This window comes from Microcoleus sp. AT9b-C3 (assembly GCF_036705485.1).
Taxonomy (GTDB): domain Bacteria; phylum Cyanobacteriota; class Cyanobacteriia; order Cyanobacteriales; family Microcoleaceae; genus Microcoleus.
In genome coordinates, this window is sequence record NZ_JAUBUR010000023.1 from 56,954 (window position 1) to 81,208 (window position 24,255).

Annotated in this window: 24 protein-coding genes and 1 pseudogene; 10 read left to right on the forward strand and 15 right to left on the reverse strand. The window is 45.2% G+C overall.

Annotated elements, in window-relative coordinates; genetic code table 11:
• Positions 1-485: 485 nt before the first annotated feature.
• Positions 486-2,501 (reverse strand): transketolase, encoded by a 2,016-nt coding sequence (tkt, locus tag QUB77_RS20155; RefSeq protein ID WP_333180581.1) that lies wholly within the window; start codon positions 2,499-2,501, stop codon positions 486-488.
• Positions 2,502-2,535: 34 nt separating this feature from the next.
• Between tkt and QUB77_RS20160 the strand changes: the two genes are divergently transcribed.
• The 5 genes from QUB77_RS20160 (at position 2,536) to QUB77_RS20180 (ending at position 7,612) form a co-directional block, all read left to right on the forward strand.
• Positions 2,536-2,673, forward strand: a complete 138-nt coding sequence (locus tag QUB77_RS20160; protein ID WP_190274302.1) for a hypothetical protein — start codon at positions 2,536-2,538, stop codon at positions 2,671-2,673.
• A gap of 319 nt (positions 2,674-2,992) precedes the next feature.
• On the forward strand, positions 2,993-4,546 hold the full coding sequence (lysS, locus tag QUB77_RS20165) for a lysine--tRNA ligase (protein WP_333180580.1): 1,554 nt from the start codon (positions 2,993-2,995) through the stop codon (positions 4,544-4,546).
• 961 nt (positions 4,547-5,507) lie between these two features.
• Positions 5,508-5,897 (forward strand): transposase, encoded by a 390-nt coding sequence (locus tag QUB77_RS20170; RefSeq protein WP_333180579.1) that lies wholly within the window; start codon positions 5,508-5,510, stop codon positions 5,895-5,897.
• Positions 5,898-6,640: 743 nt separating this feature from the next.
• Positions 6,641-6,829 carry an IS110 family transposase gene (locus QUB77_RS20175; protein WP_333180939.1) on the forward strand — a complete coding sequence of 63 codons (189 nt, stop codon included), beginning with the start codon at positions 6,641-6,643 and terminating at the stop codon, positions 6,827-6,829.
• A 21-nt stretch (positions 6,830-6,850) separates the two neighbouring features.
• Positions 6,851-7,612 carry a transposase gene (locus QUB77_RS20180; protein WP_333180941.1) on the forward strand — a complete coding sequence of 254 codons (762 nt, stop codon included), beginning with the start codon at positions 6,851-6,853 and terminating at the stop codon, positions 7,610-7,612.
• Between the two features lie 43 nt (positions 7,613-7,655).
• Here the strand turns inward: QUB77_RS20180 and modA are convergent, their stop codons facing one another.
• The 4 genes from modA to QUB77_RS20200 form a co-directional block, all read right to left on the reverse strand.
• A complete protein-coding gene (modA, locus tag QUB77_RS20185; RefSeq protein ID WP_333179054.1) occupies positions 7,656-8,456 on the reverse strand; it encodes a molybdate ABC transporter substrate-binding protein in 801 nt (266 codons plus the stop codon).
• Positions 8,457-8,670: 214 nt separating this feature from the next.
• A complete protein-coding gene (locus tag QUB77_RS20190) occupies positions 8,671-9,228 on the reverse strand; it encodes a thioredoxin family protein (RefSeq protein WP_333179057.1) in 558 nt (185 codons plus the stop codon).
• A 133-nt stretch (positions 9,229-9,361) separates the two neighbouring features.
• Complete coding sequence (speB, locus tag QUB77_RS20195; RefSeq protein WP_333179059.1) at positions 9,362-10,291, reverse strand: agmatinase; 930 nt, start codon at positions 10,289-10,291, stop codon at positions 9,362-9,364.
• Between the two features lie 36 nt (positions 10,292-10,327).
• Positions 10,328-10,552, reverse strand: coding sequence for a hypothetical protein (locus tag QUB77_RS20200; protein ID WP_333179062.1), 225 nt, complete (start codon positions 10,550-10,552; stop codon positions 10,328-10,330).
• A 60-nt stretch (positions 10,553-10,612) separates the two neighbouring features.
• Here QUB77_RS20200 and QUB77_RS20205 point away from each other — a divergent pair, with 60 nt between their 5' ends.
• On the forward strand, positions 10,613-11,527 hold the full coding sequence (locus QUB77_RS20205; RefSeq protein WP_333179065.1) for an alpha/beta fold hydrolase: 915 nt from the start codon (positions 10,613-10,615) through the stop codon (positions 11,525-11,527).
• Positions 11,528-11,700: 173 nt separating this feature from the next.
• Here QUB77_RS20205 and QUB77_RS20210 read toward each other — a convergent pair whose 3' ends face one another.
• Together QUB77_RS20210 and QUB77_RS20215 are read right to left on the reverse strand one after the other, a co-directional pair.
• Positions 11,701-12,780 carry a M10 family metallopeptidase C-terminal domain-containing protein gene (locus QUB77_RS20210; RefSeq protein WP_333179068.1) on the reverse strand — a complete coding sequence of 360 codons (1,080 nt, stop codon included), beginning with the start codon at positions 12,778-12,780 and terminating at the stop codon, positions 11,701-11,703.
• A 158-nt stretch (positions 12,781-12,938) separates the two neighbouring features.
• Positions 12,939-13,418 carry a hypothetical protein gene (locus QUB77_RS20215; RefSeq protein ID WP_333179071.1) on the reverse strand — a complete coding sequence of 160 codons (480 nt, stop codon included), beginning with the start codon at positions 13,416-13,418 and terminating at the stop codon, positions 12,939-12,941.
• Positions 13,419-13,492: 74 nt separating this feature from the next.
• On the opposite strand from QUB77_RS20215, the gene QUB77_RS20220 reads away from it, so the two are divergent.
• Together QUB77_RS20220 and QUB77_RS20225 are read left to right on the forward strand one after the other, a co-directional pair.
• A complete protein-coding gene (locus QUB77_RS20220) occupies positions 13,493-14,176 on the forward strand; it encodes a response regulator transcription factor (protein WP_333179073.1) in 684 nt (227 codons plus the stop codon).
• Entirely contained in the window at positions 14,173-15,717 is a 1,545-nt protein-coding gene (locus QUB77_RS20225; RefSeq protein WP_333179076.1) for an ATP-binding protein, read from the forward strand. The genes QUB77_RS20220 and QUB77_RS20225 overlap by 4 nt, the downstream gene beginning before the upstream one ends.
• A gap of 293 nt (positions 15,718-16,010) precedes the next feature.
• On the opposite strand, the gene QUB77_RS20230 is transcribed toward QUB77_RS20225, so the two are convergent.
• The 3 genes from QUB77_RS20230 to QUB77_RS20240 all read right to left on the reverse strand — a co-directional run bounded on the left by QUB77_RS20230 (position 16,011) and on the right by QUB77_RS20240 (position 18,554).
• Positions 16,011-16,439 (reverse strand): DUF202 domain-containing protein, encoded by a 429-nt coding sequence (locus QUB77_RS20230; RefSeq protein ID WP_333179079.1) that lies wholly within the window; start codon positions 16,437-16,439, stop codon positions 16,011-16,013.
• A gap of 220 nt (positions 16,440-16,659) precedes the next feature.
• Positions 16,660-18,075, reverse strand: coding sequence for an LCP family protein (locus QUB77_RS20235; protein WP_333179082.1), 1,416 nt, complete (start codon positions 18,073-18,075; stop codon positions 16,660-16,662).
• 104 nt (positions 18,076-18,179) lie between these two features.
• Entirely contained in the window at positions 18,180-18,554 is a 375-nt protein-coding gene (locus QUB77_RS20240; RefSeq protein WP_333149078.1) for a hypothetical protein, read from the reverse strand.
• 245 nt (positions 18,555-18,799) lie between these two features.
• Between QUB77_RS20240 and rpe the strand changes: the two genes are divergently transcribed.
• Positions 18,800-19,501 carry a ribulose-phosphate 3-epimerase gene (gene rpe, locus QUB77_RS20245; protein ID WP_015179568.1) on the forward strand — a complete coding sequence of 234 codons (702 nt, stop codon included), beginning with the start codon at positions 18,800-18,802 and terminating at the stop codon, positions 19,499-19,501.
• Between the two features lie 96 nt (positions 19,502-19,597).
• Here the strand turns inward: rpe and QUB77_RS20250 are convergent, their stop codons facing one another.
• The 5 genes from QUB77_RS20250 to QUB77_RS20270 all read right to left on the reverse strand — a co-directional run bounded on the left by QUB77_RS20250 (position 19,598) and on the right by QUB77_RS20270 (position 22,719).
• A complete protein-coding gene (locus QUB77_RS20250) occupies positions 19,598-20,380 on the reverse strand; it encodes a thioredoxin domain-containing protein (RefSeq protein WP_333179085.1) in 783 nt (260 codons plus the stop codon).
• Between the two features lie 420 nt (positions 20,381-20,800).
• Positions 20,801-21,313 (reverse strand): hypothetical protein, encoded by a 513-nt coding sequence (locus tag QUB77_RS20255; protein WP_333179087.1) that lies wholly within the window; start codon positions 21,311-21,313, stop codon positions 20,801-20,803.
• Positions 21,314-21,429: 116 nt separating this feature from the next.
• A complete protein-coding gene (locus tag QUB77_RS20260) occupies positions 21,430-21,873 on the reverse strand; it encodes a hypothetical protein (RefSeq protein WP_333179090.1) in 444 nt (147 codons plus the stop codon).
• 81 nt (positions 21,874-21,954) lie between these two features.
• Entirely contained in the window at positions 21,955-22,134 is a 180-nt protein-coding gene (locus QUB77_RS20265) for a CsbD family protein (RefSeq protein WP_333179092.1), read from the reverse strand.
• 378 nt (positions 22,135-22,512) lie between these two features.
• The gene (locus QUB77_RS20270; protein WP_333179096.1) at positions 22,513-22,719 is read right to left on the reverse strand and encodes a hypothetical protein; all 207 of its coding nucleotides are present in this window, start codon (positions 22,717-22,719) and stop codon (positions 22,513-22,515) included.
• Between the two features lie 670 nt (positions 22,720-23,389).
• On the opposite strand from QUB77_RS20270, the pseudogene QUB77_RS20275 reads away from it, so the two are divergent.
• Positions 23,390-24,104, forward strand: a pseudogene (locus tag QUB77_RS20275) (IS1 family transposase).
• Positions 24,105-24,255 lie beyond the last annotated feature (151 nt).

Sequence of the window (24,255 nt, forward strand, 5' to 3'; positions counted from 1 at the left end):
AATGGGTAATTGGTAATTGGTAAGGGGGAATTGGTAATTGGTAATTTAACCCAATGACTTATAACCTATCTCAAATTTTTGAAAGATACAGTCTTGAACGCACCGGGGGCTAAAAACCCGGTTTCTGGTTAGATGCCTCGTTGCCAAATCGAATATTGTCGTAGAAACTGGTTTTTCTTCCGTAACTCTTAATATAGCAATTCTCAATGATTCGCGAGCTGTAGCGAGCTCTAGGTTGGGTAGAACGAAGTGAAACCCAATATTCCGATTTTAGATTTTAGATTTTAGATTTTAGCTTTTCCTTCCTTCTTCCTTATCTTCTAGATAACTAAAGGCTTCTCTCCTGGATAACTAAAGCCTTCTTCCATCAATCTGTTACATCTGTTACATCCGAAGAAAGCGAATCCGTTGCCAAACTTCTTCCTCCTTCTATAAAAAATGGGGCGAGCTCGAAGCCCGCCCCACCAAAAATTATGCTGCTGCTATTAGCCCAACAGCGCCTGAGCCTTAGCTACCACATTATCAACTGTGTAGCCAAACTTTTCTAAAGCAACGGGGCCTGGTGCAGAAGCGCCAAATCTGTCGATGCTGAGGCTATCGCCTTCAGAACCCAAATAACGTCCCCAGCCGAAGCTAGAACCGGCTTCAACTGCCAACCGCTTAGTAACAGCTTTCGGCAGTACAGATTCCCGGTAAGCGGCATCTTGTAAGTCGAACAATTCCCAGCAAGGCATCGAAACTACGCGCACTTTATTGCCTGCGGCGCGCAATTTTTCAGCGGCATCAACGCAGAGGTAGGTTTCGCCGCCGGTGCCGATTAAAATGATGTCGGGAGTGCCGCCGTCGTCGGACAAAATGTAAGCGCCTTTGGCTGTTCCTTCGATCGAGCTTCCAGCCAAGTTGGGCAGGTTTTGACGAGACAAAGCCATTAAAGTTGGGCGAGTGCGGCTTTCAACGGCCACTTTGTAAGCGCCGGATGTTTCATTACCATCCGCAGGGCGCATTACCAACAAATCGGGAATTACGCGCAGAGAAGCGATGGTTTCTACCGGTTGGTGAGTCGGGCCGTCTTCGCCCAAGGCTACGGAGTCGTGAGTCATTACATAAATAACTCCAGCTTCCGAGAGTGCAGAGAGGCGAATTGCTCCCCGCATATAGTCAGCAAATACCAAGAAAGTAGCGCAGTAAGGAATTAAACCGCCGTGCAGAAGCATACCGTTGGCGATCGCACCCATGCCGTGTTCCCGCACACCAAAGCGCAGGTTACGTCCTTCGTACTGACCTTTTTGGAAGTCTTTTTCACCCTTGAGCAAAGTCATGTTAGAAGATGCCAAGTCTGCGGAGCCGCCGATCAGTTCAGGTAACACACTTGCCAAAGCATTCAAACATTTTCCAGAATGATTCCGAGTCGAATCGGCCTTATCTTCTGCCTTGTATGTCGGCAAAACTTTATCCCAACCTTCAGGAAGTTTGCCGGCAACCGTGCGCTCATATTCTGCAGCTTCTGCAGGATATGCTGCTTTGTAAGCATCAAAAGCTTTCTGCCATTCTTGCTCAGCTTGAGCACCGCGATCGACTGCTTTACGGAAGTGTGACAAAGCATCATCAGGAATCTCAAACGGTGCGTGTTCCCACTTCAAGAAATCGCGAGTTGCTTTCACTTCATCGGTACCCAAAGCAGCACCGTGAGAACTGTAAGAATTGCGCTTGTTAGGAGAACCGTAACCAATGATGGTGCGGACTTTAATCATGGACGGTTTGTCCGTGACTTTTTTGGCTTCTTCAATAGCTTTGTGAACAGCTTCTAGGTTAGTATCTTCATCTAGAGCGGTATTGTCTACTGTAATAACGTGCCAATTGTAAGCTTCAAAACGCTTGCCGACATCTTCAGTAAAGGCCAAGCTTGTGTCGCCTTCAATAGAAATGTGATTGTCATCGTACAAGGCAATTAATTTGCCGAGTCCGAGGTGTCCGGCCAAAGAACAAGCTTCGCCAGAAATGCCTTCCATGTGGCAGCCGTCACCCATGATGACATAGGTGTAGTGGTCAACAATTTTGTGGTCGGGCTTGTTAAACTTAGCAGCGAGGTGAGCTTCTGCCATTGCCAAACCGACGGCATTAGCAATTCCTTGTCCGAGGGGGCCGGTGGTAACTTCTACGCCTTCGGTGACGAAGTTTTCGGGGTGTCCGGGGGTTTTGGATTCCCACTGACGAAATTGTTTGATGTCGTCGAGGGTGACGCTATCGTAGCCGGTCAAATACATGAGGGCGTACTGTAGCATACAGCCGTGGCCGGCTGAGAGGACGAAGCGATCGCGATTAAACCACTTGGGGTTTTTGGGGTTGAACCGCATGAACCGATCCCACAGCACAAAGGCCATAGGGGCAGCGCCCATCGGCAGTCCCGGGTGTCCTGATTTTGCTTTTTCTACCGCATCGATGGCCAAAAAGCGGATAGAGTTGATGCAGAGTTCTTCGAGTGATTGGGTTGCAACAGCCATAATTCTGGTTTTTATATGTTAAGAGAGAGTGTGTGTGGTCGATTCTGACAGAGGTGCGATGAGCCGAGTTCGATCGCTCGCGTTTCTGCTGTTCAGTTTCTGTGGAACTGCCGTGAGGCTGCACTACATATCATCTCACCAGTTGCGATCGACAGACAACTTAATTTTTTAATGTTTCGGTCGCTTTGTGCAGTCGATCGTAAATTGTTATCGGAGATATTTCTGGGGCGAGTGCGACTCTGTGCGATCGGGTTACGATAGGGTGTAACTTAATTATTTGGCAAATTGGCTCTCAAAGCCGCCCAGTTATGATAGAGTTTGGTGTTTCTGACATCTTGCAGCTTTGTCACGAACAGGCATCTTGCCTGTTCCACAAAGAGTGAATTTTCTTGTGGCGAGTAGGGGTTGGGCTCTTCTAGCCCACCCGATCGCACGATCGCCAGAATAGTGCAAAATGTCAGATATTTGTAATTTTAATCAGGCAATAACTAATGACTCTGAGTGAAGCCGAAGTCCGCAGTCAAAAAGTAGACGAACTGCGATCGCAAGGCATAGAACCGTATCCCAGTGAATCCTACGCGCGATCGCACACAGCCAAGCTTGTTCGCGAAATATTTAGTCAGCCGGGAAAAGAACTCCAAAACGGAGAAACTGACCCCGAAGAAATTTCCCTGCGATTAGCTGGCCGCATCACTTCCAAGCGAGACAGCGGCAAAATTGGTTTCATCGATTTAAAAGACGCCACAGACAAAATTCAACTCAAAATCGAGAAAGCAATCGTCACCGGCGAAGTCGGTTTGAGCTTTGAACAAATTAAAAAATTGCTCGATGTCGGCGATTTTGTCGGCGTCGAAGGTATCGGCTGCCGCACCCCCAGGGGAGAACTTTCTATTTTAGTGAGGGAATTAAAGCTATTATCAAAAGCTACCATTCAATTTCCCGATTCTTATTATGGAATTAACGATCCCGAAGTTTGCCGCCGTCACCGCGAAATGGATTTGGCAAGCAACCAAGATGCGCTCAACCGTTTTATGCTTCGCAGCCGCATCGTTCAAAGCATCCGTTCCTATCTGTGGCAAGCAAATTTTTACGAAATAGAAACGCCAACACTGCAAGCTATTTATGGCGGTGCTGCTGCTAAGCCCTTCATCACTCACCATAATGCTTTAGAGGTAGATTTGTATTTGCGAGTGGCTCCAGAATTATTCTTAAAAAGAGCAATTTGCGGCGGTTTCGAGCGAGTATTTGAACTAGGGAAAGCATTTAGAAATGAGGGAATTGACAGCACCCACAATCCAGAGTTTACCTCTTTAGAAGTTTACCAAGCTTATGCCGATGTTTTCGACATTTTAACAGTTGTCGAAGACGTGATATGCTTCGCAGCGGCGGCGGTATTTGGGGATGTCAAAGAAATTGAAAATCAGGGGGAAACGATTAGTTTAGAACGCAAGTTCGACTACAGCGAAAAATATCCCGGTTTCAGCGGCAAACACTGGCAAGTGAAAACGATGGTAGAAGCTGTCAGAGACGAGTTTGGGCTGGATTTTGACAGTTTGGACTTGGAAAGTGCGAGATCCTCTGCAACCAAACTAGAATTGCACCTGTCTAAGTTAGAACAACAGAGTCTAGGCTACGTGCTGTATGCAGTTTTTGACAAATTAGTTGTTCCCAAACTAATTCAACCTACATTCATCATCGACTACCCTGTTGAAGTCAGTCCCTTAGCAAAAGGACATCGCAGCAAGCCGGGATTTGTAGAACGTTTCGAGCTGTTTATCAACGGTACAGAATACTCGAACGGATTCTCAGAATTGAACGATCCGAAAGAGCAAAGAAAGCGGTTTGAGGAACAGTTAGCGCAGAAAAATGCGGGCGATGACGAAGCGCATCCAATGGATGAAGACTTTATTCAAGCTTTATCTTTGGGAATGCCTAATTGTGCGGGAATGGGCATCGGTGTAGACAGATTGGTGATGCTTTTAACTAATACTCAAAGCATCCGCGATGCAGTGATGTTCCCGACAATGCGGCCGATTAAAGATTGATTCGTAAAATCTTGTAGGGGCGGGTTCACCAATAATATTTAATTCCCACAAACAACCTATATAAACCCGCCCGCCACAACAAACAACCTACATCAACCTTGATGTTTATTTAATGCGGAAAATGTGCATTTTGATTGCTGGTTGGGGTGGGGCGGGTTTATTTAGTTTGTCAATTATTGGCAAATATTGTGGGTGAACCCGCCCCTTGTATCTTAAAAGAGTCAGGCGATTGAACCGGAGACCGCAGGCTATAGAACCGCAGACACGGTTGTAATCGAACCGCAGACACGGTTGTAATTGAATCGTAACACGAGTAAAGATAAAGAAACCATTAAAGTTTCTTGCCTATAGGTACACATGACAGTAAAAAGTGTTGTGATCGGACATCAGAAATTGGTGAAGTTGGCCCGCCCCGAGTGACTATTACAAGTCTGTTGCGTAGATAAGCGGACATTACTGATGACAGGCGCATATAAAAAGCTGGACAGTATCTTAGGCGCTCGTTTTCACGGGACAGCCTGCATTTATAACTGGAGTTTAGACTAAAAAAGAGAGAACGGTGGCAAAAGAAAAACTTGAGCCACCGTTAAGGAGAGAATGAGGGTGAAAAATAAAACCCATCCACTCCCTAAATGAACAGTGAACGATTAAAGGACTTTCGTCAAGCAGCATACGAGTTATTGGTGCGAGCGAAGGATGCAACATTCGAGCTGATAGATGCAGTGATGACCACGCTTGATGCGTCATGTTTAGCGGAATTTTCGCTCAGTCCGTCCCAACAGTCGTCAATGGTCAAGCATATACGAAGCCTTACAAGACAGTAGGCCAGACCGGAGAAAACTAATGGAGTTGTATATCAAGCAATTAGAGCAGGAAGCACCTGCAATGGAACATATGTTAGTAGCAATCGACCCTACCGCATGGGGGAGACCAGATGCTAAAACATTAAAAGACAGAACCCATGAATATCATCTTAGGCGTAATTATTGGACAAGGATACAGCACAATTGCGTGGATACCCGAAGCAGAAGGAAGTTGGGCACTACCGTTGCTGCACGAACGGATTAGCAGTGCAGAATCCCCCATACAAAAAGCGGCAACACAACTGAAGCTGGTCTGCCAACAGAGCGTCAATCCAGTATTAGCAGTTTTAGACCGAGAATATGGCAATGCAAGTTGGGTACTAGCTCAAGCAGATATTGAAGCTGATTGTTTAATGAGAGTCCGAAAGAATGCCTGTTTGTGGTCAGCACCACCAACATATAGTGGTCGCGGCAGACCACGCAAGCACGGTCAGAAAATGAGGCTCTCCGACCCAACCACATGGCTCGAAGTGGATACAGGGAATTGAAATTGACGAACATCCGCAGTTGGGACAAGTCCGAGTTAAGCAATGGCTTGACTTACATTTTTATCGTGCAGCAGGACAGAGAGTCAATTTAATCCTTGTGGAAAGAATGAATCTCATGTCAAGCGGTCAGCCGTTTCCACCCTTGTGGTTGGCTTGGGTCGGAGAGCGCACTCTACCCAAGCGAAACTGTTTGGTTTAAGTATTTACGACGTTTTGGAGTGGATCATTGGTATAGATTTGCATTCGCAACGATTACATTGGACATTACCTAACTTAAGAACTCCCGAACAATCAGAGCGGTGGAGCGATTTAATGCCGTTGATGAGTTGGCAACTCTGGCTGGCTAGGGACTTAGTGGTCGAGAATCGACTGACGAGAGCAATCTGCTAGTATCAATTTAACTCCTGGACGTGTTGCCCAATCAATGTTGTCGATTTTAGTTGACATTGGTACTCCGGCTCAACTGCCTAAACATAGGGGAAAATCCCCGGGTTGGGAAAAAGGAAAGCCACGTACTAAAGCACCGTACTATCCCACTGTTAAAAAACGGGTTTCTCGACGCAAAAAATCTTCAAAATTAGCTGTTTAATCTTCTACCTCTTGAGTTGTTGAGTAACAGCTTGCCTTCTAGTGAAAGGCAGCTACTTTTAGCTGCGACCATTGTTTAGTCTAAACTCCAGTTATAAGGTTAGTTAAATTGCCTGTCATGTTCTTTCGTACAAACAGAGAGCAGGGAGCAAACAATGACACCGACATTTTTAGGCATAGATATCAGTAAAAAAGACTTTCATGTTTTTTTCCTGAAAGAAGAACGTGGCTCAAAACCCAAAAAGTTCACGAATAATACCGAAGGGTTTGAGAGCTTAAATCAGTGGCTCAAAAAACAAGGTGTCGAAGAACTTCATGCTTGTATGGAAGCCACGAGCAATTAGGTCGATGCCCTAGCTGAATTTCTGTATGAAGCAGGCTACCAGGTGAGTGTGGTTAATCCGGCTCGGATTAAAGGGTTTGCTAAAAGCGAACTTTTGCGTACTAAAACCGACTCTGTAGATGCAGCATTAATTGCTCGTTTTTGTGCAGCGATTAAACCGTCATTCTGGAAGCCAGCCCCGTTTGAAGTCAAGGAATTACAAGCTTTACTGCGACGACTAGAATCTTTGACCCAAATGTATCAACAGGAAGAGAATCGTTTAGAAACAGCTACAGTTTCCGTAGCTAAACTTACCAGAGCTCATTTGGAATACATCAAAGAACAACAAGCAGAAATCAAAAAAATGATTAGCGAGCATTTTGACCAACATCCACATTTAAAACAGCAGCGCGAGCTATTGACTTCGATTCCAGCAATTGGAGAACAAACTGCCGCTGTATTGTTAGCTGAAGTTGGTCGGATTGAAGATTACAAAAATGCTCGTCAACTCGCAGCTTATGCAGGTTTGACTCCCTGTGAGCGTAGTTCAGGAACTTCTGTGCATGGCAAAACTCGTTTGTCTTGTACGGGAAATGTCCGATTGCGAAAGGCATTGTATATGCCTGCGGTGGTGGCGATGCGTTGTAATCCTTTGCTCAAAGCCATGACTGAGCGATTATTGGGTCGTGGCAAGGTCAAAATGCAGGTGATTGGTGCTTTGATGAGAAAGTTGGTGCATTTGGCTTTTGGTATTTTAAAGTCCCAAAAGCCTTTCGATCCAACTTATTTGCTGGCTACCCCTTGACAGATCAAGACAGTATCTACAAAATCTGGTTGTATGAGACTAATTATCGAACTATGCCAAATCCGTATTTCTGAAATACTATTTTAGCTCGATCGCCCGCCAAAAAGTCAACAAACGCTTTCGCAGCAGCCGGATTGCGGCTATTTCTAATAACTGCCAGCGGATAAACAATGGGCGAATGCAAATTTTCTGCAGCCGTTAGCCGCACAGTTACTTTGTCGGAGGCTGTGGCGTCAGTGGCATAAACTATACCAGCATCAACGTTACCGCTTTCGACGTATGTCAGCACTTGGCGGACGTTATTTCCTAACACTAATTTAGGCTGTATTTGTCGCCACAATCCAAGTTTATTTAGCATTTCCTGAGCGTATTGTCCGACAGGTACGCTTTTCGGTTCGCCGATCGCAATTTTCTTGATTCTGGCATCTGCCAACTGTTTAAAATCGCTCAAAGCAACACCGTTTTTGGGAGTAATCAAAACCAGGCGATTTGTTAGCAAATTGCGGCGCGTGTCGTTAATTAATAGGTTAGATTGCTGCACATCGTTCATTTGTTTGGTAGCGGCGCTGAAAAATACATCTACCGGTGCTCCTTGCTGAATTTGCTGTGCGAGGGCGCCGGAAGCACCGAAATTATAAGTAATAGTAACTTTGGGATTGCTGCTTTGATAAACTGTTTTGAGTTCTTGTAAAGCTTGTGAAAGGCTGATAGCGGCGGATACTGTTAAAGATGTTTGCTGCTGTGCTATGACTGGAGGAACGCTTTGAAACAAGTTCCAAGTAATTAGTAGTGTCATTGCCACGACGGCTACTACAATTAAGTTAAGGATGCGTTTTTTTTTCATAGGGCTATGTTCTAATTTTTTATAGGGAGATCGAGAAATCTAGCTGACAGCAGCTTTCGATCAATGGTGCATTAGAACTAGACTTTTCGTGTAAATTGAGAATGTAAAACCTGACGCACCCTATCATAATGAAGTAGGATGCGTCAGTTACCATTATTTTCGATATAAACCAACAATCTCACAACAGACGCACCTTTCAACTAATGACTAATGACTACGATCGCCATTTGATAGAACAGCCTATCGCCTCTGTAGTTGAAGGCTCAACGGGTTGGCTGTTGAGCAATTGGTCGATCGCACTCCGCAGATAAGAAACCTGTACCGCCGCCGGATCGTCAGCGTTGTCGTCAATTAAACCTTTATAGCGCAATCTGCCGTCTTGGTCTAACAAAAAAACCTCCGGGGTTTTAGAAGCCCCAAAACTTTCAGCTACATCTTGAGCAACATCTCGGATGTACGGGAAGTTGAGTTGATTGTTGGCCGCAAAAATTTTCATGTTCTCAAAACTGTCGTCGGGATACTGGTTTGCATCATTAGCGTTAATCCCGATTAAAGTAACATCTCGATCTTGAAAATCTGCTTGAAGTTCTTTCATGCGATTGAGATACAACTGCACGTAAGGGCAATGATTGCACATAAATATCACCGCGATCGCCCGAAATTTTTCTAAATATCGAGCTAAATGGTGAACTTCTTCGTCCACTCCCGGCAGTTCAAAATCGGGAGCGTAGCCGTTAATGGGAGTACCCGTTGTATCCATTAGTAAACTCATGTTTTCAGGAGGTGAAGAGCAGGATTTGCCAGCATGAAAGATGAAACTGTCAGCACGAATAAAATTGGCTGTTGTTTAGCTTTAGCTTAATTCTAGCCTTGCCAACAGCCTATTGTGATTCGTACTTGGGGATTTATTCCTCGTCTGGCTTTAGCCAACCTTGAGCCAGAGCTTGGTATCCAATAAGTTTGTATGCTAATTTGGCAGCGGTAAATTCTGAGACTACAGAATCTACAATAGGTGCTAATTCCATAATGTCACACCCGATTACTTCGTAGGACTCGAAGACGCGGCGCAAAAATGCGGTGAGGGAATACCAATTTAACCCGCCCGGTTCGGGTGTTCCCACCCCTGGAATTAAAGTCGGATCGATGCCGTCTAAGTCGATCGTCAAAAATACTCGCTTAGTTGTTATGCTGGCAATTGCCCGATCTGCCCAATCCGGTTGAGTAGCGATTTCGCGAGCTCGAATCACGTTTAGCTGTTTTGCTTTAATCAAGTCTGCTTCTTCTTTGCAGATAGCCCGAATCCCGATTTGCAGTGTCGGTAAGCCCATATCTACAATACGGCGCATCACGCAGGCGTGGTTGTGAATCGAGCCTTCGTATTCGTGGCGCAAGTCGCCGTGGGCGTCGATTTGCACGACTGTGAAAGGTTCATCCGGGTATGCTTGGCGATAACCTTCGACAACGCCGGCAGTGATGCTGTGTTCGCCTCCGAGGGAGATGACAAATTTATTTTCGGTAACTAGCTGGTGGACTGCGGCTTGGGTGACTTGCAGCATTTCTGAGGATGAAACCGGTTGCCTGTTGCGGGTATCGGCGATCGGCTCTTGTGTATAAATTCCGACATCGTAGCAAACTTCGGAATCCAATTCTTCGTCGTAGCACTCGAGTTGATGAGAAGCTTCTAGAAGTTTCGCCGGCCCGTTTTCGCACCCCCGGCGGTAAGTGGTGGTAGCTTCGTAGGGAATTGGTAAGATAACTACTTTGGCGGTGTCGTAGTCTGGTACGATTTCTGACCCCAGAAACGGTACGACAGCAGTGGAAACGATCGTTGGCATAAGGGAAATTTTAATACAGCAAAGAAGTCAGCAGGTTTAATCGTGACATAATATCGGCTCTAACTGCAAAGTAGTCAGTTGACAGTTGAGAGTTGACAGTTGACAGTTGGCAGTTGACAGTTGACAGTTGACTCCGAAAGCAGCTTTCCTGCTTGCTTGTCGAAGGGTTGACTCCGAAAGCAGGAAAGCAACTTGCCCCCTCGCCTGTGGAAGAGTTGCCAGTTGAGAGGAAAGTAGAATTACTAATGCCAGATGCCCCATTCCCAATTCCCAAATCTAAAATCTAAAATCTAAAATCTAAAATCTAAAATCTAAAATCCCATGACATTTTCTACTCCCACTTCGTCAACTGCTGTTGCACCTCAAACTTGGCTGTGGAAAGGCTTTCCGATTTGCTACCAGGCTGCGGGTTCCCAGGGGCCTGCGGTGGTGTTTGTCCACGGTTTTGGTGCGTCTTGGGGCCACTGGCGCAAGAATTTGCCGGCGCTGGCGGCTGATTGTCGCTGTTTTGCGATCGACCTCATCGGTTTTGGCGGTTCTGCTAAACCCGCGCCCAAACTTGAGATTGACTATACTTTTGAAACTTGGGGACAGCTAATTGCTGATTTTTGTCGGGAAGTTGCGGGCGGGCCGGCTTTTTTGGTTGGAAATTCGATCGGCTGCGTGGCAATTATGCAAGCCGCTGTGGATTTTCCCGATATTGCTTCGGGTGTAATTTTACTCAATTGTTCCCTGCGGTTGCTGCACGATCGCAAACGCGCCGAATTGCCTTGGTATCGCAGTTTTGGAGCGCCAATTGCACAAAAAGTTTTAAATGTCAAGTGGATAAGTCAATTATTTTTTAAACAATTAGCAACGCCAAAAACAGTAAAAAAAGTGCTTTTGCAAGCTTATCGCCGTCCTGAAGCTGTCAGCGACGAACTGGTAAATATGCTGCTGGAACCTGCTAAAGACAGCGGCGCCGTCGAAGTATTTGTAGCATTTATCAGTTATTCTCAAGGCCCGCTACCGGAGGATTTGTTGCCGCGTTTAAGCTGTCCGGCTTTGATTTTGTGGGGGACAGATGACCCTTGGGAGCCGATCGCATTGGGCAGAGAATTGGCAAAGTTTCCGGCTGTTGAAAAGTTTATTCCTTTGGAGGGAGTGGGCCATTGTCCCCAAGATGAAGCGCCGGAATTGGTCAATCCTATTTTACTCGATTGGATTAAAGGGCGATCGGCGTTTGCAGAAACTTAGTGCTTTTGCTTTTTTCATCTGCGTTAATCTGCGTCAATCCCTTGTCATCTGCGGTTCACAAATTCTCTTTTTTTTACCGCAGATGATGGCAGATTAATACAGATTAACGCAGATGAATTAGATTGTTGGCTGTTGACTGGATTTGAGACCCGACGATGCTACCGGAATTGATATTACACAAACAGGAAACTATCAGGAGTAAACCCGCCTTGAATTACAGCAATTTGGTCAGATGTACCAGCCAAATTGATGGAGTTACCAACAATATTGTAGTCAGAGAGACTCCCACGTAGCTGAATGCGATCGATTCCCTGTTGGAAATCCTGAATCAGTGCAACTCCTGTTCCCTGATAGTATGTCTTGGTGGCATCACCGAGAACAAAAATATCTCTACCCCGACCCCCAATCAGCACATCCGTTTCATTGCTTCCCGGTGTAGCACTCAATGGATTTACTCCAATCAGGGTATCATTGCCGCGCAAACCTGAGAGTGTATCGTTACCATCTCCTCCTACTAAAGAATTGTTTTGGATGTTTCCGGTAAGGACATCTACATTCGGAGTTCCTGTGACATTAACGAAATTCTCTACAGTAAAATTCAGAGTTCCGATACCGGGTAAATTGTTAACCGCCAAACGATTCTGCGACAAATCCACATTAATAGAAGCTGTGTCGCTACCTGTAGAAGCATCGATGGTATTAATCTGTCCTAAAGGAGCAATTATTTGTTCTATATTTTGCAGGGTATCTGTGCCGGCTGCGCCTTTATCTACAATACCTTTAGCCTCAATGGTAATGCCGCTGCCCAGGGAAAGATAGCTAATTGTATCGGTGCCTAATCCTCCAGTTATGGTATCTGTGCCGCTACTGCCTAGGATAAAGTTATCTAAACTATCTCCGGTAATATTGTCGTTTCCTGCTGTGGTGCTAATACTGTTAGCTGGCGGAGGGGGTGGAGTTTGGTTTTGGGGAGGTAAAGCAGAATTCGTAAGTTGTGCGCCTTGATTTTGGGGAGGAGGATTGCCCGGTGCGCCTTGATTTTGGGGAGGTTGGTTGCCTACTGCTGCCTGATTTTGCCCTGGAGGATTGCCCGGTGCGCCTTGATTTTGAGGAGGTTGGTTGCCCGGTGCGCCTTGATTTTGGGGAGGTTGGTTGCCCGCTGCGCCTTGATTTTGGGGAGGATTGCCTGGTGCGCCTTGATTTTGGGGAGGATTGCCTGGTGCATTGATTGAATTAGGAAATAGTGCTGGCATGATGTAATTACCTGGATTAGTTTTCTAAGTTTGAATCAGTTGTCAGGCTAAAGAAATGAATTCTCAATCGGCCTTTGATTTAGTCTCTAAAATCATTAAGTTGGTTGAATATGACATTTATCCCTGTCCTAGGATTACAGTTTTGTAATCTGGAGAAATTAGCGTTTTTCTGAATTTTGAGGTAAATTACGATCGCCGGGTGGACGCGGTGGAATGCCCAAAATTTTAATCAACTCTGCTTCGGTGACTCCCAACTTTTTCGCTGCACCGGGAATATCTAAACGAGGACGGGGCGGTGGGCTGGGCGGGCGATTATTTTCAGTTGGAGGTTCGGGCGGTTTGGCGGGTAGCCCCAAAGCTTCGATTAACTCGGCTTCGGTGACTCCTAATTGTTTGGCAGCAGCGGCAAAATCTATACGGGGCGGATGTCTGCGCTCTTGACTGGGTTCGGGCTGGCTCTGAGCTAGTACAGTATTAGAATTAGCTGTAGTTCGATCGGGAAAAGTCAAGCTGCTAAATCCCAGCAGCAAGGCTGTAGCAGGTAATGCCAGCAGTGAAGCAATTTTCATGATAGTTACGATCGCCGATCCAAAAATGTTGACAGCTACATCAAACTCCCCAAACATTACCTGCAACATTGTGGATAGATTACAGTTTTGTAATTTAAGTAAATCCACGCTCGCGGTATAATCGCAACCTAATCGGTAAATCTATGAATGTTCTATACGTTGAAGATGAAGAAAAAATTGCCAATTTTGTTTGTATGGGCTTGAAAGAACAAGGCTTTGTTGTGGATTATTGCGATAATGGCAATGATGGCTACGATCGGGCGATGGATAATGAGTACGATGCGATCGTACTTGATATTGTTTTGCCGGGAAAAGACGGATTATCTATTCTCAAACATCTGCGAAAGGCTGGGCGCAACGTACCTGTGATTTTATTAACTGCTCGCAATGAACTAGACGATCGCATTGAAGGGTTACATCTCGGTGCTGATGACTATTTGGCTAAACCGTTTTTTGTTGAGGAGTTAGTTGCTCGGATTTATGCTGTGGTGCGGCGGGCTTCAGGCGGTGGGCAAAATATTCTGAGCGTTGGCCCTGTTAAGCTCGATCGCATTCTCCGAGAAGTTACTTGCGATCGCCATGCGGTAGAACTTACAAGTCGCGAGTTTAATCTGTTGGAATATCTGATGCGATCGCCCGGTAGGGTACTCACCCGCACGCAAATCCTCGAACATATCTGGGGTTATGATTTTAATCCGAATACGAATGTAGTAGATGTATGTATTCAACGCATTCGCAAGAAAATTGAACCGATTGGCGGTACAGGATGGGTTGAGAGTGTGCGCGGCGTTGGCTATCGGTTTCGCAAACCAGATTCTGCATCGTGAAATTGCAATCTTTCCGCTTTCGCATTGCTCTATCATCTGCTGTTCTAGCAAGTATTGCTTTAATTGGCTTTAGTATTGTTTCGTGGTGGTTGATTTATGATGCTAAGGTAAAACGTCTTGATGCTGAAATCAAGAATCAGTTAATCCAATCTACCCGCCCGCAATCGACCCAATGGGATGCTTATAGTGATTCTTTGCCATCAGTTTTGGGCATGAATGATGGGGAAACAACCGCGGCTTTGCTGGTGAATGATAGAGATGGTAATTTGCTCTACCGATCGAGCCAGTGGCAAGATGGACTTGATGCTAATACATTATGGCGATCGCTGCCTCAACCGCCTCCCGATCCACATAGAATACCTTTTCAATTACAACCTCCCCCTCCGCCCTATCCACCTCCAGCCTATCCACCACCTCCCGATCGACCCGATTCATTTTCACCGAGAGAAAGAAGACCCCCGCGCGATCGACATCCTCAATTCGATCGACCCAATTTTCCTCGATTTTTCAAATCTAAACTAGCAACCCAGCGTACTAGCAGGGCAGTTTGGCGTGTGGGCGCCATTCATTCTCCTCAGACTCAAATAGCGATCGCTGTTAACTTACAAGCGATCGATCGGGAAATGGCATCGATTGGCAATATCTTTCTAATTTCTATTCCCGTAGTGCTTTTACTCGTGGCCAGTGGAGCGTGGGTGATATCGCGGAGTATTCTATATCCAATTGGGCGACTCACGATGGCAATTCGCAATGTCACTGTACAAGGGCTAGATCGGCGCGTCCCTGACGGAGCAACCGATATAGAGTTTGTAGAATTAATTTTTGTGTTCAATCAGATGCTAGAACGTCTCGAACGAAGTTTTAAACAAGCTTCTCGTTTTAGTGGAGATGCTGCCCACGAATTAAAGACTCCGCTGGCAATTTTGCAAGGTCAACTAGAACGGGCTTTGCATCAAGTTGAATCTGGTTCTGAGGTGCAGCAAACGCTGAGTAATTTATTGGATGAAGTGCGTCGTTTGAGTGAAATAACCCGTAAACTTCTCTTACTTTCTCACGCCGATGCCGGACGTATGGGTTTACATTGGGTTACGGTGAATATGTCTGCTTTGCTATCGGAAATTGCCGAAGATATGGAACTGCTAGCACCGCAATTAGATGTACAAATGGCAATTGCTCCCAATTTATATATCAAGGGCGATCGCGATTTGCTGGTGCAGGTTTTGCAAAATTTGGTTGGTAATGCGATTAAATATAATTTACCGAAGGGTTGGCTCAGGTTACAGGCTAACTGTCAGGGAAAAAGAGTAATTGTGAAAATTGTCAATAGTTCTCACGATATTTCTTTGAGGGAGCGCGATCGCATTTTCGAGCGCTTCCATCGCGGTGACTCCACTCAGATCCAAAAAATAGAAGGCTCGGGATTGGGGCTAAGTTTAGCAAGGGAAATCGCACGGGCTCACGGCGGCGATATCAAACTAGATGCTGCCATACTTGGTCAAACAGGGTTTATACTGAGCTTACCGGTGGGCGATCGCGATTAATGGAATTTGAAAATTTTTAAGTTGCAACAAAGCTCAAACTTGCGATGTTAGCCAGTTTACTTGCACGATAGACTACCTCAATTCTATCGCCTGACCGATTTGCAGCGTTTGGAAAAAATCAAGACAATTTGGGACGCCTATATGGTAGCTGAATGAAGGAAGAGGCACTTTAGGATCGCGAATTAAATAACTTACAATTTTAATTGTTATTGTGGGATGGGCGTCTCGCCCGTCCCACTTTCAAGAGTGGAAGTTATTTAATTCTCATTCCTTAGCTAAGCGATCGCGTTAACTTAGAATTGAGAATTTTTAGGAGTTGAAGTGGGAGCTATATTTCCGCGATTGCGCCATAGCAACAACGGAATGCTTAACGTTCCTAAAATCATTACAACTCCAGTCAGAATCCAAACTAGCACACGATTTGGGCGATAATCACCTCGCTCAATTTGCCAGAAAACTCGATTATAACGCCATGCTGCTAAGGCAATGACCGCAATTCCAAAAATGACCAGACTCAGCCCTAAAGTTTCGGAGTTGAAGAAGGGAGGGGAGGAAACTTCTTGCTGAGTCACTGTAGCTTGAAATTGACGGAGGAATAAACTGAACCGACTGATCGCAAACCCAAAACCAATTAAAGCCAGTGAAGTTCGTAACCATGCGAGAAATGTGCGTTCATTAGCCTGATGTTCCCGCTGTCGGTCTATTTTAGCACCCTTGTTCATCAACCTTACCTTTATAAAATATCTTAAGTTTTCCCTCCTTGATTATTGTTTCAGTTCAGATTGCGGAGGGAACTATCGGTATTGCGATCGCGATCCATCATCACCAAAAAAGATAGTATCAGTAAATCGACAAAAAAGCGATCGCGCCCATCTCTAGCAACACAAAAGAAGAGGACACAGCAATGCTGTGTCCCTAGAAATACCCCAGTTAAAATCGAGTTTAAAAAGACTTAGCCGCCCCGCCGGACTGAGCCTTTTTCTCCAACCAATCCTTACCCAATCTGATTGTCACGTCGGACTGCAAAGAACCGGTACTCTCAACCAGCACATCTCCAAAACCCAAAAACTGGCGAATCGCTTGAGCACCTTTAATATCGCCCTGTTGAGCTACTAGAGTAGTTACCTCCAGCGGTTCGGGCCAAGCTTTATAAACCTGAACATTCCGATAACCGGCTTGAGTCAAATTATTGACAAAAGCTTCAACAGCCGATGGATCTCCGGTACTATCTTGAATCGCCACATTCAGAAAAGTCGAATCAGCATTCTCAATTGTCCAAGTATTTTGGCCGAAGTCAAAATGTTCCGCCACCATAGTTTCGATGGCATATTGGTCGGGCAACCAAAAACTTGCCTTGTAGTCCTTAGAATCGCTAAATTTGCCGGGAACCATCAACATCTGCACGCTAGCGCGATCGGTTTGAGTAGCAAAACCAGCCAAAGCTACCAATTCTTCTATACTCAAATTCGTGTCCAGGTGAGACTGAATCACCGATAAAATCTTCGGTAGTCGAGACAGCAAACCTACATTTACTTCCTGTTCCACAAAAGCCCGCATCAACAATTGTTGGCGCTGCACCCGCCCGATGTCGCCCAAATCGTCGTGGCGGTAAAGCAAATATTGCACGATTTGTTCGCCGTTTAGTTTCTGCTTGCCCGCCTTTAAATCTATATATAAATGCTGGCTTTCATCGGTATACTTCATGTCTTTAGGGACATTAATAGTAATGCCACCAAGGGCATCTACTAAACTTTTTATACCATGAATATTAACTGTGACGTAGCGGTCAATTCCCACACCGCCTAGGAGTCCGCTGACTGACTTCGCTGACGAAGCTGGGCCCCCGTAGTAATTAGCTTCGTTGATTTTCACCTCGCCCCTACCTTCAACATAGGTGCGGGTGTCTCGCGGAATGGAAAGCACGCTTAACTTTTTATTTTGAGGGTCAAACCTAACCAACAGCATGGTATCGGTTAAGCCCTTAAATGAGTTTTCCCAAACCTCGTGTCCGACATTTTTGTTGACACTTCCTTCGATGTCAGAGGTCAGAACTTTAAGTCCTAAAACTAAAATATTAACTGGGCGAGTCAGCTCCGGCATTTTCATGTTGAGCTTTGCCATGTCGCCTTGAGAAAATACCGCCGCTTCTTCAGGGCTCAACTTTTGTTGCTGAAGCGGCGTTGTAGAAAGGGAGACGGCTAGCAATGCTCCGGCTGTGGCTGAGAGCATGGCTACTCCAGCCAAACCAAAACCAAAACCCAGCCAGCGGCCTCGATGGGGCTGGGCAGATTTTTTGGTTGCAGGTTGAGCAGTTGATTGTTGGATAGGGTCTTGATTAGGAATTTTTTGAGCTGGCACTGGCTTCCTCACACACAACAAAAATAAAAAAGATAATGGCAATATGTAGTATCAAGCTGAAGACGCAATCAATCAATAGGGTAGGAGCTTAAAATAACCCTAAATTATGATAAATGTTTGCCCACTACTTGCTCGGCTACGCGGCTAATTCCGGGCAACCATAGCGGTTGACGCTTCCAGAGGCGAACCATCAGTCCCAGAGCAACGATGAAATAGCTGGTGGTTAGCAGGCTACTCATTAATAACATAGGAAGTGTCGGAGATTCCGCAGAAATCGCTCCAGCTTCTAAAAGAATATGTCCTAAGAGCCAACTAAAAGCAAGGGCAATTGCCAAGCGGCTGATGGCTTTGCGTTCGGGACTACCCTGGCGACGGTAAAGAGTCCACAGGGCAGGGAAAAAGCCGATGACTGGGATCATTAATACAAACAGACTGGCACGATCGAGTTCAGGATTTTCTAAGGGATCTGTTCTTTTCATAATTCGGTACTCAAAATTTGCAGAAGGTCAGATTTTGCACACAAGTTATTTGTTAGAGGGAAAATTTATATCCTAAACCAAAATTCGGAGAGCTGGGCTGGTGCGCGCTCGCCAAACTTGTCTGTCAGAGGTAAAATTTTTCTGCCCTCCCAATCTCGCGACCGATGGTTGGCAACTTTTCGACCCGGAGACCCGTATTTTGATAAACTGGATACAGCACAGCAGACAGGAGAACAGACTTAGCCATGACCCAATCCCAAAAATCAATTGTTATTGCTCCATCCATATTATCAGCCGATTTTAGCCGTCTTGGAGAAGAGATTCAGGCTGTCGATCGAGCTGGGGCTGACTGGATTCACGTAGATGTGATGGACGGTCGCTTTGTTCCTAATATTACTATCGGGCCGCTGATTGTTGAGGCAATTCGCCCCGTTACTACCAAGGTGATCGATGTCCACTTGATGATTGTGGAGCCGGAGAAGTACGTGGAGGACTTCGCTAAGGCTGGTGCTGATATTATTTCGGTTCACGCCGAGCATAATGCTTCGCCTCACTTGCACCGCACCCTCGGCCAAATTCGGGAATTGGGCAAAATGGCTGGTGTGGTTCTGAATCCTTCGACGCCGCTGGAGTTGATCGAGTACGTGCTGGAACTTTGCGATTTGGTGCTGATTATGAGCGTCAATCCGGGCTTTGGTGGTCAAAGTTTTATCCCGGCTGTTTTGCCGAAAATTCGCCAGTTGCGTAAAATGTGCGACGACAAGGGCCTCGATCCTTGGATTGAGGTAGATGGCGGTTTGAAGGGGAACAATACTTGGCAGGTTCTGGAAGCGGGCGCAAATGCGATCGTCGCTGGTTCTGCTGTGTTTAAGGCGAATGATTACGCAGCAGCGATCGAGGGTATCCGCCACAGCAAGCGCCCGACTCCTGAGTTGGCTGCGGTTTAATCAAAGATTTTTCGAGTTTTTCTGGTTTTTCTCGTTCCCAGCCCAAGCAGGCTGGGAACGAATTTTTAGACTCGGTTTCCAAGAGTCATCAATTATTTATTTCGAGACAGATGCGAGAATGCTTTCCATTTCAGCAAGCTCGATCGCCCCGGAGAAAGTTTGGCCGTTCATAATAAAAAATGGAGTGCCTTCAATGCCCAGTTGTTGAGCAAGTTGCACGTCTTTGGCAATGGCGGCTTCGGCAGCAGGGCTGTTGCGATCGGTGTTGAATTTATCTAATTTTAGATTGAGCTTTTGGGCGATCGATGTATACAATGGTTCGCCTAACTCTTTCTGCCCTTCAAACAAAGCGCTGTAGTATTCCCAGAATTTGCCCTGCTGGCCCGCCGCCCAAGCTGCTTTAGCTGCGGGCAGCGCTTGAGGGTGAATAGAAGTCAAGGGAAAATGCTTGTAAGCTAAAGTAACTTTGTCCTGGTGTTTTGCCATAAACTGCTTGACAGTATCGTGGGCGCGCGCGCAAAACGGACATTGAAAGTCAGAGAATTCTAAAAGTACAATTTGCTGCGAAGCTGAACCCGTGGTGGGAGAATCCCCGATCGCAGATTTGGGATTAGTTTTCATCTCCTGCAAAAATGACTGCTGCGCTGCTTTGAGAGACTGCTGCTGCTGTTGCTGGTACGCTTGTACCGACTCTAAAATTGCTTGCGGGTTTTCGCGGATAATCTGCAAGACTTGCTCTTTCAACTTGGGATCGACTGAATTGCCAGCCGCTGACTGCGCGGGGGAACAACCGATAAATACGAGGCAACCTGCCAGGAGTACAGCCAAGCAGAAGGCTTGCTGGCTGCGGAGTTTTCGCCAAATAGTGGATACGTTCATCTTTTTTTCTGATTCACAGCAACACTTAATCCTACATTTAATTTTGCGGAGTGTCAGGTATACCGCTGTTGACTGCTGTCCAGCTATTTTTAGCTTTGAGCAATAATTAGCCATTGGCAATCAGTAATTCGTAGTCGGTAATTTGCAAGGGGTGTTAATCCCATGAACACCGAATAACCTAATAATTAAGATTTAAATCATTAAAATTTATTATAATAAATTTTTGCCTCAAACGACCCAATAAAAAAGGTTTGTACTGAGGACTTTAGTCGCGATCGGATTATGAGGAGTAAAGTCTTAACTACAAACGTACTCGCGGTTATTTTACAGGGCTAGATATAAAAAATAAAAGGACGACCAGGCGGTCGTCCTTTTATTTCTGCACGTATTATCCGCTTTTAGGGTTGTCTGAATCCAAAATTATTTGCGGTTGTTGAGCCATTTAGCCGCAACTATTCCCAAAATACCAGCAACAACTGGATTGCCCAAAAACTTCATCAAACTCGGCTGTTCGGCCAGCACTTCTTGGAAAATATCCGGGTGATTGTGATAGGTAAACGAAGCCAGCTTGGTAACATCGTCAGCATTCATGCGGCTGGCGTGGTGGGTAGAAAGTCCTAGCTGCTTTTCCAATTTGCGATCGTCCAATCCTCTCTTGCCCAAATGCTTGAAGAATTCCCGCGCCACGTCGTCGCGTTCGTTTGGCTTAATTTGGGCGATCGCCTTTTGCAATTCCGGTTCCAACTGAGCCGGCGGGAGGGAGTCGTGATTCAGGGAACGCCCGAATAATTGTTTGCGCTGAGCCGGCGAAGTTCTCTGAGCAAAATCGTCAAAGTTTTCGTAATCTTCACCAGTTGTCTCCGGCATCATTTCTCGATCGCCCTGGGCTAAATCCTTCATGATTTGATGCTTGTAATTATCGCTGCTACTCATGGTAACTCTCTTGCAATCTACACAACATTTCAGTCTTAAATTGAGATAATTTCGACTTCAAAAAACTGCGGAATATTAAACCGCCACGCGGCTATCATTTAAGCTTGCTAACCCTGTCAAGACTTGTATTCAATCTGATTTGATTGCTGGTCGTACTTAGCAGTCAAAATTAGTTTCTTGTCAGGAGCGTAAACCAAAACACTTACATCCTGATTTGGGAAATTGCGGTGAAAACCTTGTGCTAAAGATTTCGCCAAATCTTTCACTTCAGTCGGGCGGACTTGCGGGGTAATTACAACTCCCAATTTGTTATTGTCGCGGACGTAAGCATCCTGAACCAAGCCCTTAGCGGTCTTTGTTACCCATTGACCAAAATCTTGACCTGCGGCGGTATTGCCACGTTCTAGCTGCGCGTAATAACCCTGAGTGCCACCAATTGCTACAGGTACATCAGTCGGTTTTTGGGCTGAAACGCTGGGCGCGCAGGCAGTAGTAACAGCCAGCATTAATACCAATAGTACGCCCGCAATTATTTGGCGACTCTGCTGCAATAAACTCACCTTTTTTCCTCCGTTCTGAATGAAAACAAGTTGAATACTTGAAAGGGTCAGGTTGCGCGACCCTCTCAACTATTATTAGGCTTAGTCTAGTTTCTTTTTGAGCTCATCTTTTACATCTTCGATCGCATGACCAGCTTCAGCTTTTGCCTGCTTGGCTTTGCCTTCTGCTTTATCTTTCGGGTCGCCAGTAATATTGCCTAGGGCTTCTTGAGCTTTGCCTGCGATGTTGTTGCCAGTTGCCTTTGCTCTATCTTCGCTCATGGGTTTCTCCCTATGTGTATCTAATCAGACATTTTTTACTTAATAAACTCATCATAGGTAACTAGGAGCTGCGTTGCACTCTACCTCTAGGAAGAAACAATGAATAAAAAATGAAGAGGGAACATGGAAGATGGAAAAATAATTTTTCAATTTTAGACGGACTGCCACTTTCATAGTTACCGACTTTTTTTACCGTTTCTGCTGGCTGCAATCAAGTATTTTTGTAAAAAACTGCTGGAGGGTCGCCCGTGCGTCCAAGACTATTTTTTTAAGCCCCCAAAAATTTATAATTTTTAAATAAAATTTAAAAAAGCCTTAAAAAAGCGGCTGTGGGCAAGACAGCATCTTACCCACAGCAGAAAAAATTCCGTATTAGTTTTAATCTACCTTATGATGACATTCTTCATCTATTTTGTGCTGAAGTTCTTCTTTCAACTGTTCGACAGCGCGCATAGTTTGAGCATCTTCTTGTTTTTGCGGACCCAGGGCTTTTTCTGTTTCCTCACCGAGCAATATTTCCCTAGATTTTGGTAGCGTGACTTGATTTTCGCTGCCCGTCTGGGTCGCGTTTTCTTGACTATTCATTAGTTTTTCCCCTATTGTTTGCAAAATTTATTTTTAACAAGGGTACTTAGAAGTTAACCTTATATTTATCATAAGGGAAATCACGAACACTTCCCTCTGTCTGAAGGGAGATAGGGGCTGGTGAAGAGCTTTGAGTTTTGAGTTTTATAGTTAAGATAAATTACGGAAACTGCCATTAGCCCCAAAGGAGATAGGTGAAGGGGAATAGTGCGTGAGATTGCTTGGTGAGTCGCAAGGCGCGGGCACTGAAGGAGTTGGGGAAAGGGGAGGAGGGGGGAGAATTTTTCTGTGGCGCGATCGTCCTAAGTACCTTTTGTCGTTTGTTAGATGAGGCTGTTTCGACATCCTTGACATACTCCCCGACCGTCGCGGACGGAGATTCTAATTCATAGTTCATCGATGTCCACTTGCTATCTCAGGGTGTATCGTCAATAGTAGAGGGGGTATTCTCCCCACGCTTTCCCTCTTTCGAGCCGGATTCCTCTTGCCCAGAAATACCGTTTTGCCCCTCCATTCCTAGCATCTTCATTGGTTTTTTCAGGATAATTAAAGTCAGTGAAGGAGTCGCCTCCTCCACTGCTCTCCAAAACTGAACGTGGGCGTTGCTGAACTAAGGTATGATTAGTTCAAAGAGAAATTGGCAAAAACAATTAACTAAAAGTCACAGCCTATGAAATGTCCTGAATGTAAATCAAGTTATGTCACTAAAAATGGCCATAAAAAAGGTAAACCGAATTATCTTTGTGTTGAGTGTGGTAGGGAATTCATAGAATGCTACCAACCCCAGAAAGGTTACTCTCAATAAGTTAAGCAGGAATGCTTAAAAATGTATGTTAATGGTATGGGTTTTCGAGGAAGTGAAAGAATCAAAGGTGTTCACCATACAACAATAATTAATTGGTCAAACAGGTGGGAGAACTTTGGCCAGACGCTTACGAACCAGACACAATTCCCGATGTCGGAGAACTAAATGAATTAGAAATATTTATGGGTTCAAAAAAAATCTGGCTGTGGACAGCAGTAGACCACTTCAAAGCAGGTATTTTAGGATGGGTTTTAGGGAATCATAGTGCCCAAACATTTAAACCTTTATGGGAGAGCGTTGAGAAATGGAAATGCTATTTTTACGTAACAGATGGCTGGAAAATTTATCCCATGTTTATTCCAGATGGTGACAAAATCATCTCTAAAACTTATATGACTTGCCGTTGAAGGTTAAAATACAAGCCTCAGACATTATTGGGCTGGATTAAAGAGAAAAAATCTTTGTTATTATAAATCCGAAGAAATGCTCAAACATTCAATTCGTTTACTAATTTACGCTCCTCAAATTATCGGACGTTCCCATTCCATATTCAAGTAATCATTTCGATACTCTGAGGTGAACGCTATTCTACCTGAACTGCCCGGAATGGTTGTCTAATCATACCTCTATTCAGCAACGCCAAAAATTTTTGCAAGACCAGCACCACCAACTTTCTACTTATGGAATTGGTCAAGGCTGAAATATAGACGATTTATGGGAGGAAGGCTACT

Coding starts and splice junctions, on each gene's coding strand:
- QUB77_RS20255 (WP_333179087.1), bottom strand. CDS start 21,313: ATGAGTAGCAGCGATAATTACAAGCATCAAATCATGAAGGATTTAGCC.
- QUB77_RS20250 (WP_333179085.1), bottom strand. CDS start 20,380: ATGAACGTATCCACTATTTGGCGAAAACTCCGCAGCCAGCAAGCCTTC.
- QUB77_RS20215 (WP_333179071.1), bottom strand. CDS start 13,418: ATGTTGCAGGTAATGTTTGGGGAGTTTGATGTAGCTGTCAACATTTTT.
- QUB77_RS20175 (WP_333180939.1), top strand. CDS start 6,641: ATGACACCGACATTTTTAGGCATAGATATCAGTAAAAAAGACTTTCAT.
- rpe (WP_015179568.1), top strand. CDS start 18,800: ATGACCCAATCCCAAAAATCAATTGTTATTGCTCCATCCATATTATCA.
- QUB77_RS20210 (WP_333179068.1), bottom strand. CDS start 12,780: ATGCCAGCACTATTTCCTAATTCAATCAATGCACCAGGCAATCCTCCC.
- QUB77_RS20270 (WP_333179096.1), bottom strand. CDS start 22,719: ATGAATAGTCAAGAAAACGCGACCCAGACGGGCAGCGAAAATCAAGTC.
- modA (WP_333179054.1), bottom strand. CDS start 8,456: ATGAAAAAAAAACGCATCCTTAACTTAATTGTAGTAGCCGTCGTGGCA.
- QUB77_RS20190 (WP_333179057.1), bottom strand. CDS start 9,228: ATGAGTTTACTAATGGATACAACGGGTACTCCCATTAACGGCTACGCT.
- QUB77_RS20205 (WP_333179065.1), top strand. CDS start 10,613: ATGACATTTTCTACTCCCACTTCGTCAACTGCTGTTGCACCTCAAACT.
- QUB77_RS20200 (WP_333179062.1), bottom strand. CDS start 10,552: ATGGGGCATCTGGCATTAGTAATTCTACTTTCCTCTCAACTGGCAACT.
- QUB77_RS20230 (WP_333179079.1), bottom strand. CDS start 16,439: ATGAACAAGGGTGCTAAAATAGACCGACAGCGGGAACATCAGGCTAAT.
- QUB77_RS20265 (WP_333179092.1), bottom strand. CDS start 22,134: ATGAGCGAAGATAGAGCAAAGGCAACTGGCAACAACATCGCAGGCAAA.
- tkt (WP_333180581.1), bottom strand. CDS start 2,501: ATGGCTGTTGCAACCCAATCACTCGAAGAACTCTGCATCAACTCTATC.
- lysS (WP_333180580.1), top strand. CDS start 2,993: ATGACTCTGAGTGAAGCCGAAGTCCGCAGTCAAAAAGTAGACGAACTG.
- QUB77_RS20170 (WP_333180579.1), top strand. CDS start 5,508: ATGAATATCATCTTAGGCGTAATTATTGGACAAGGATACAGCACAATT.
- QUB77_RS20220 (WP_333179073.1), top strand. CDS start 13,493: ATGAATGTTCTATACGTTGAAGATGAAGAAAAAATTGCCAATTTTGTT.
- speB (WP_333179059.1), bottom strand. CDS start 10,291: ATGCCAACGATCGTTTCCACTGCTGTCGTACCGTTTCTGGGGTCAGAA.
- QUB77_RS20240 (WP_333149078.1), bottom strand. CDS start 18,554: ATGAAAAGAACAGATCCCTTAGAAAATCCTGAACTCGATCGTGCCAGT.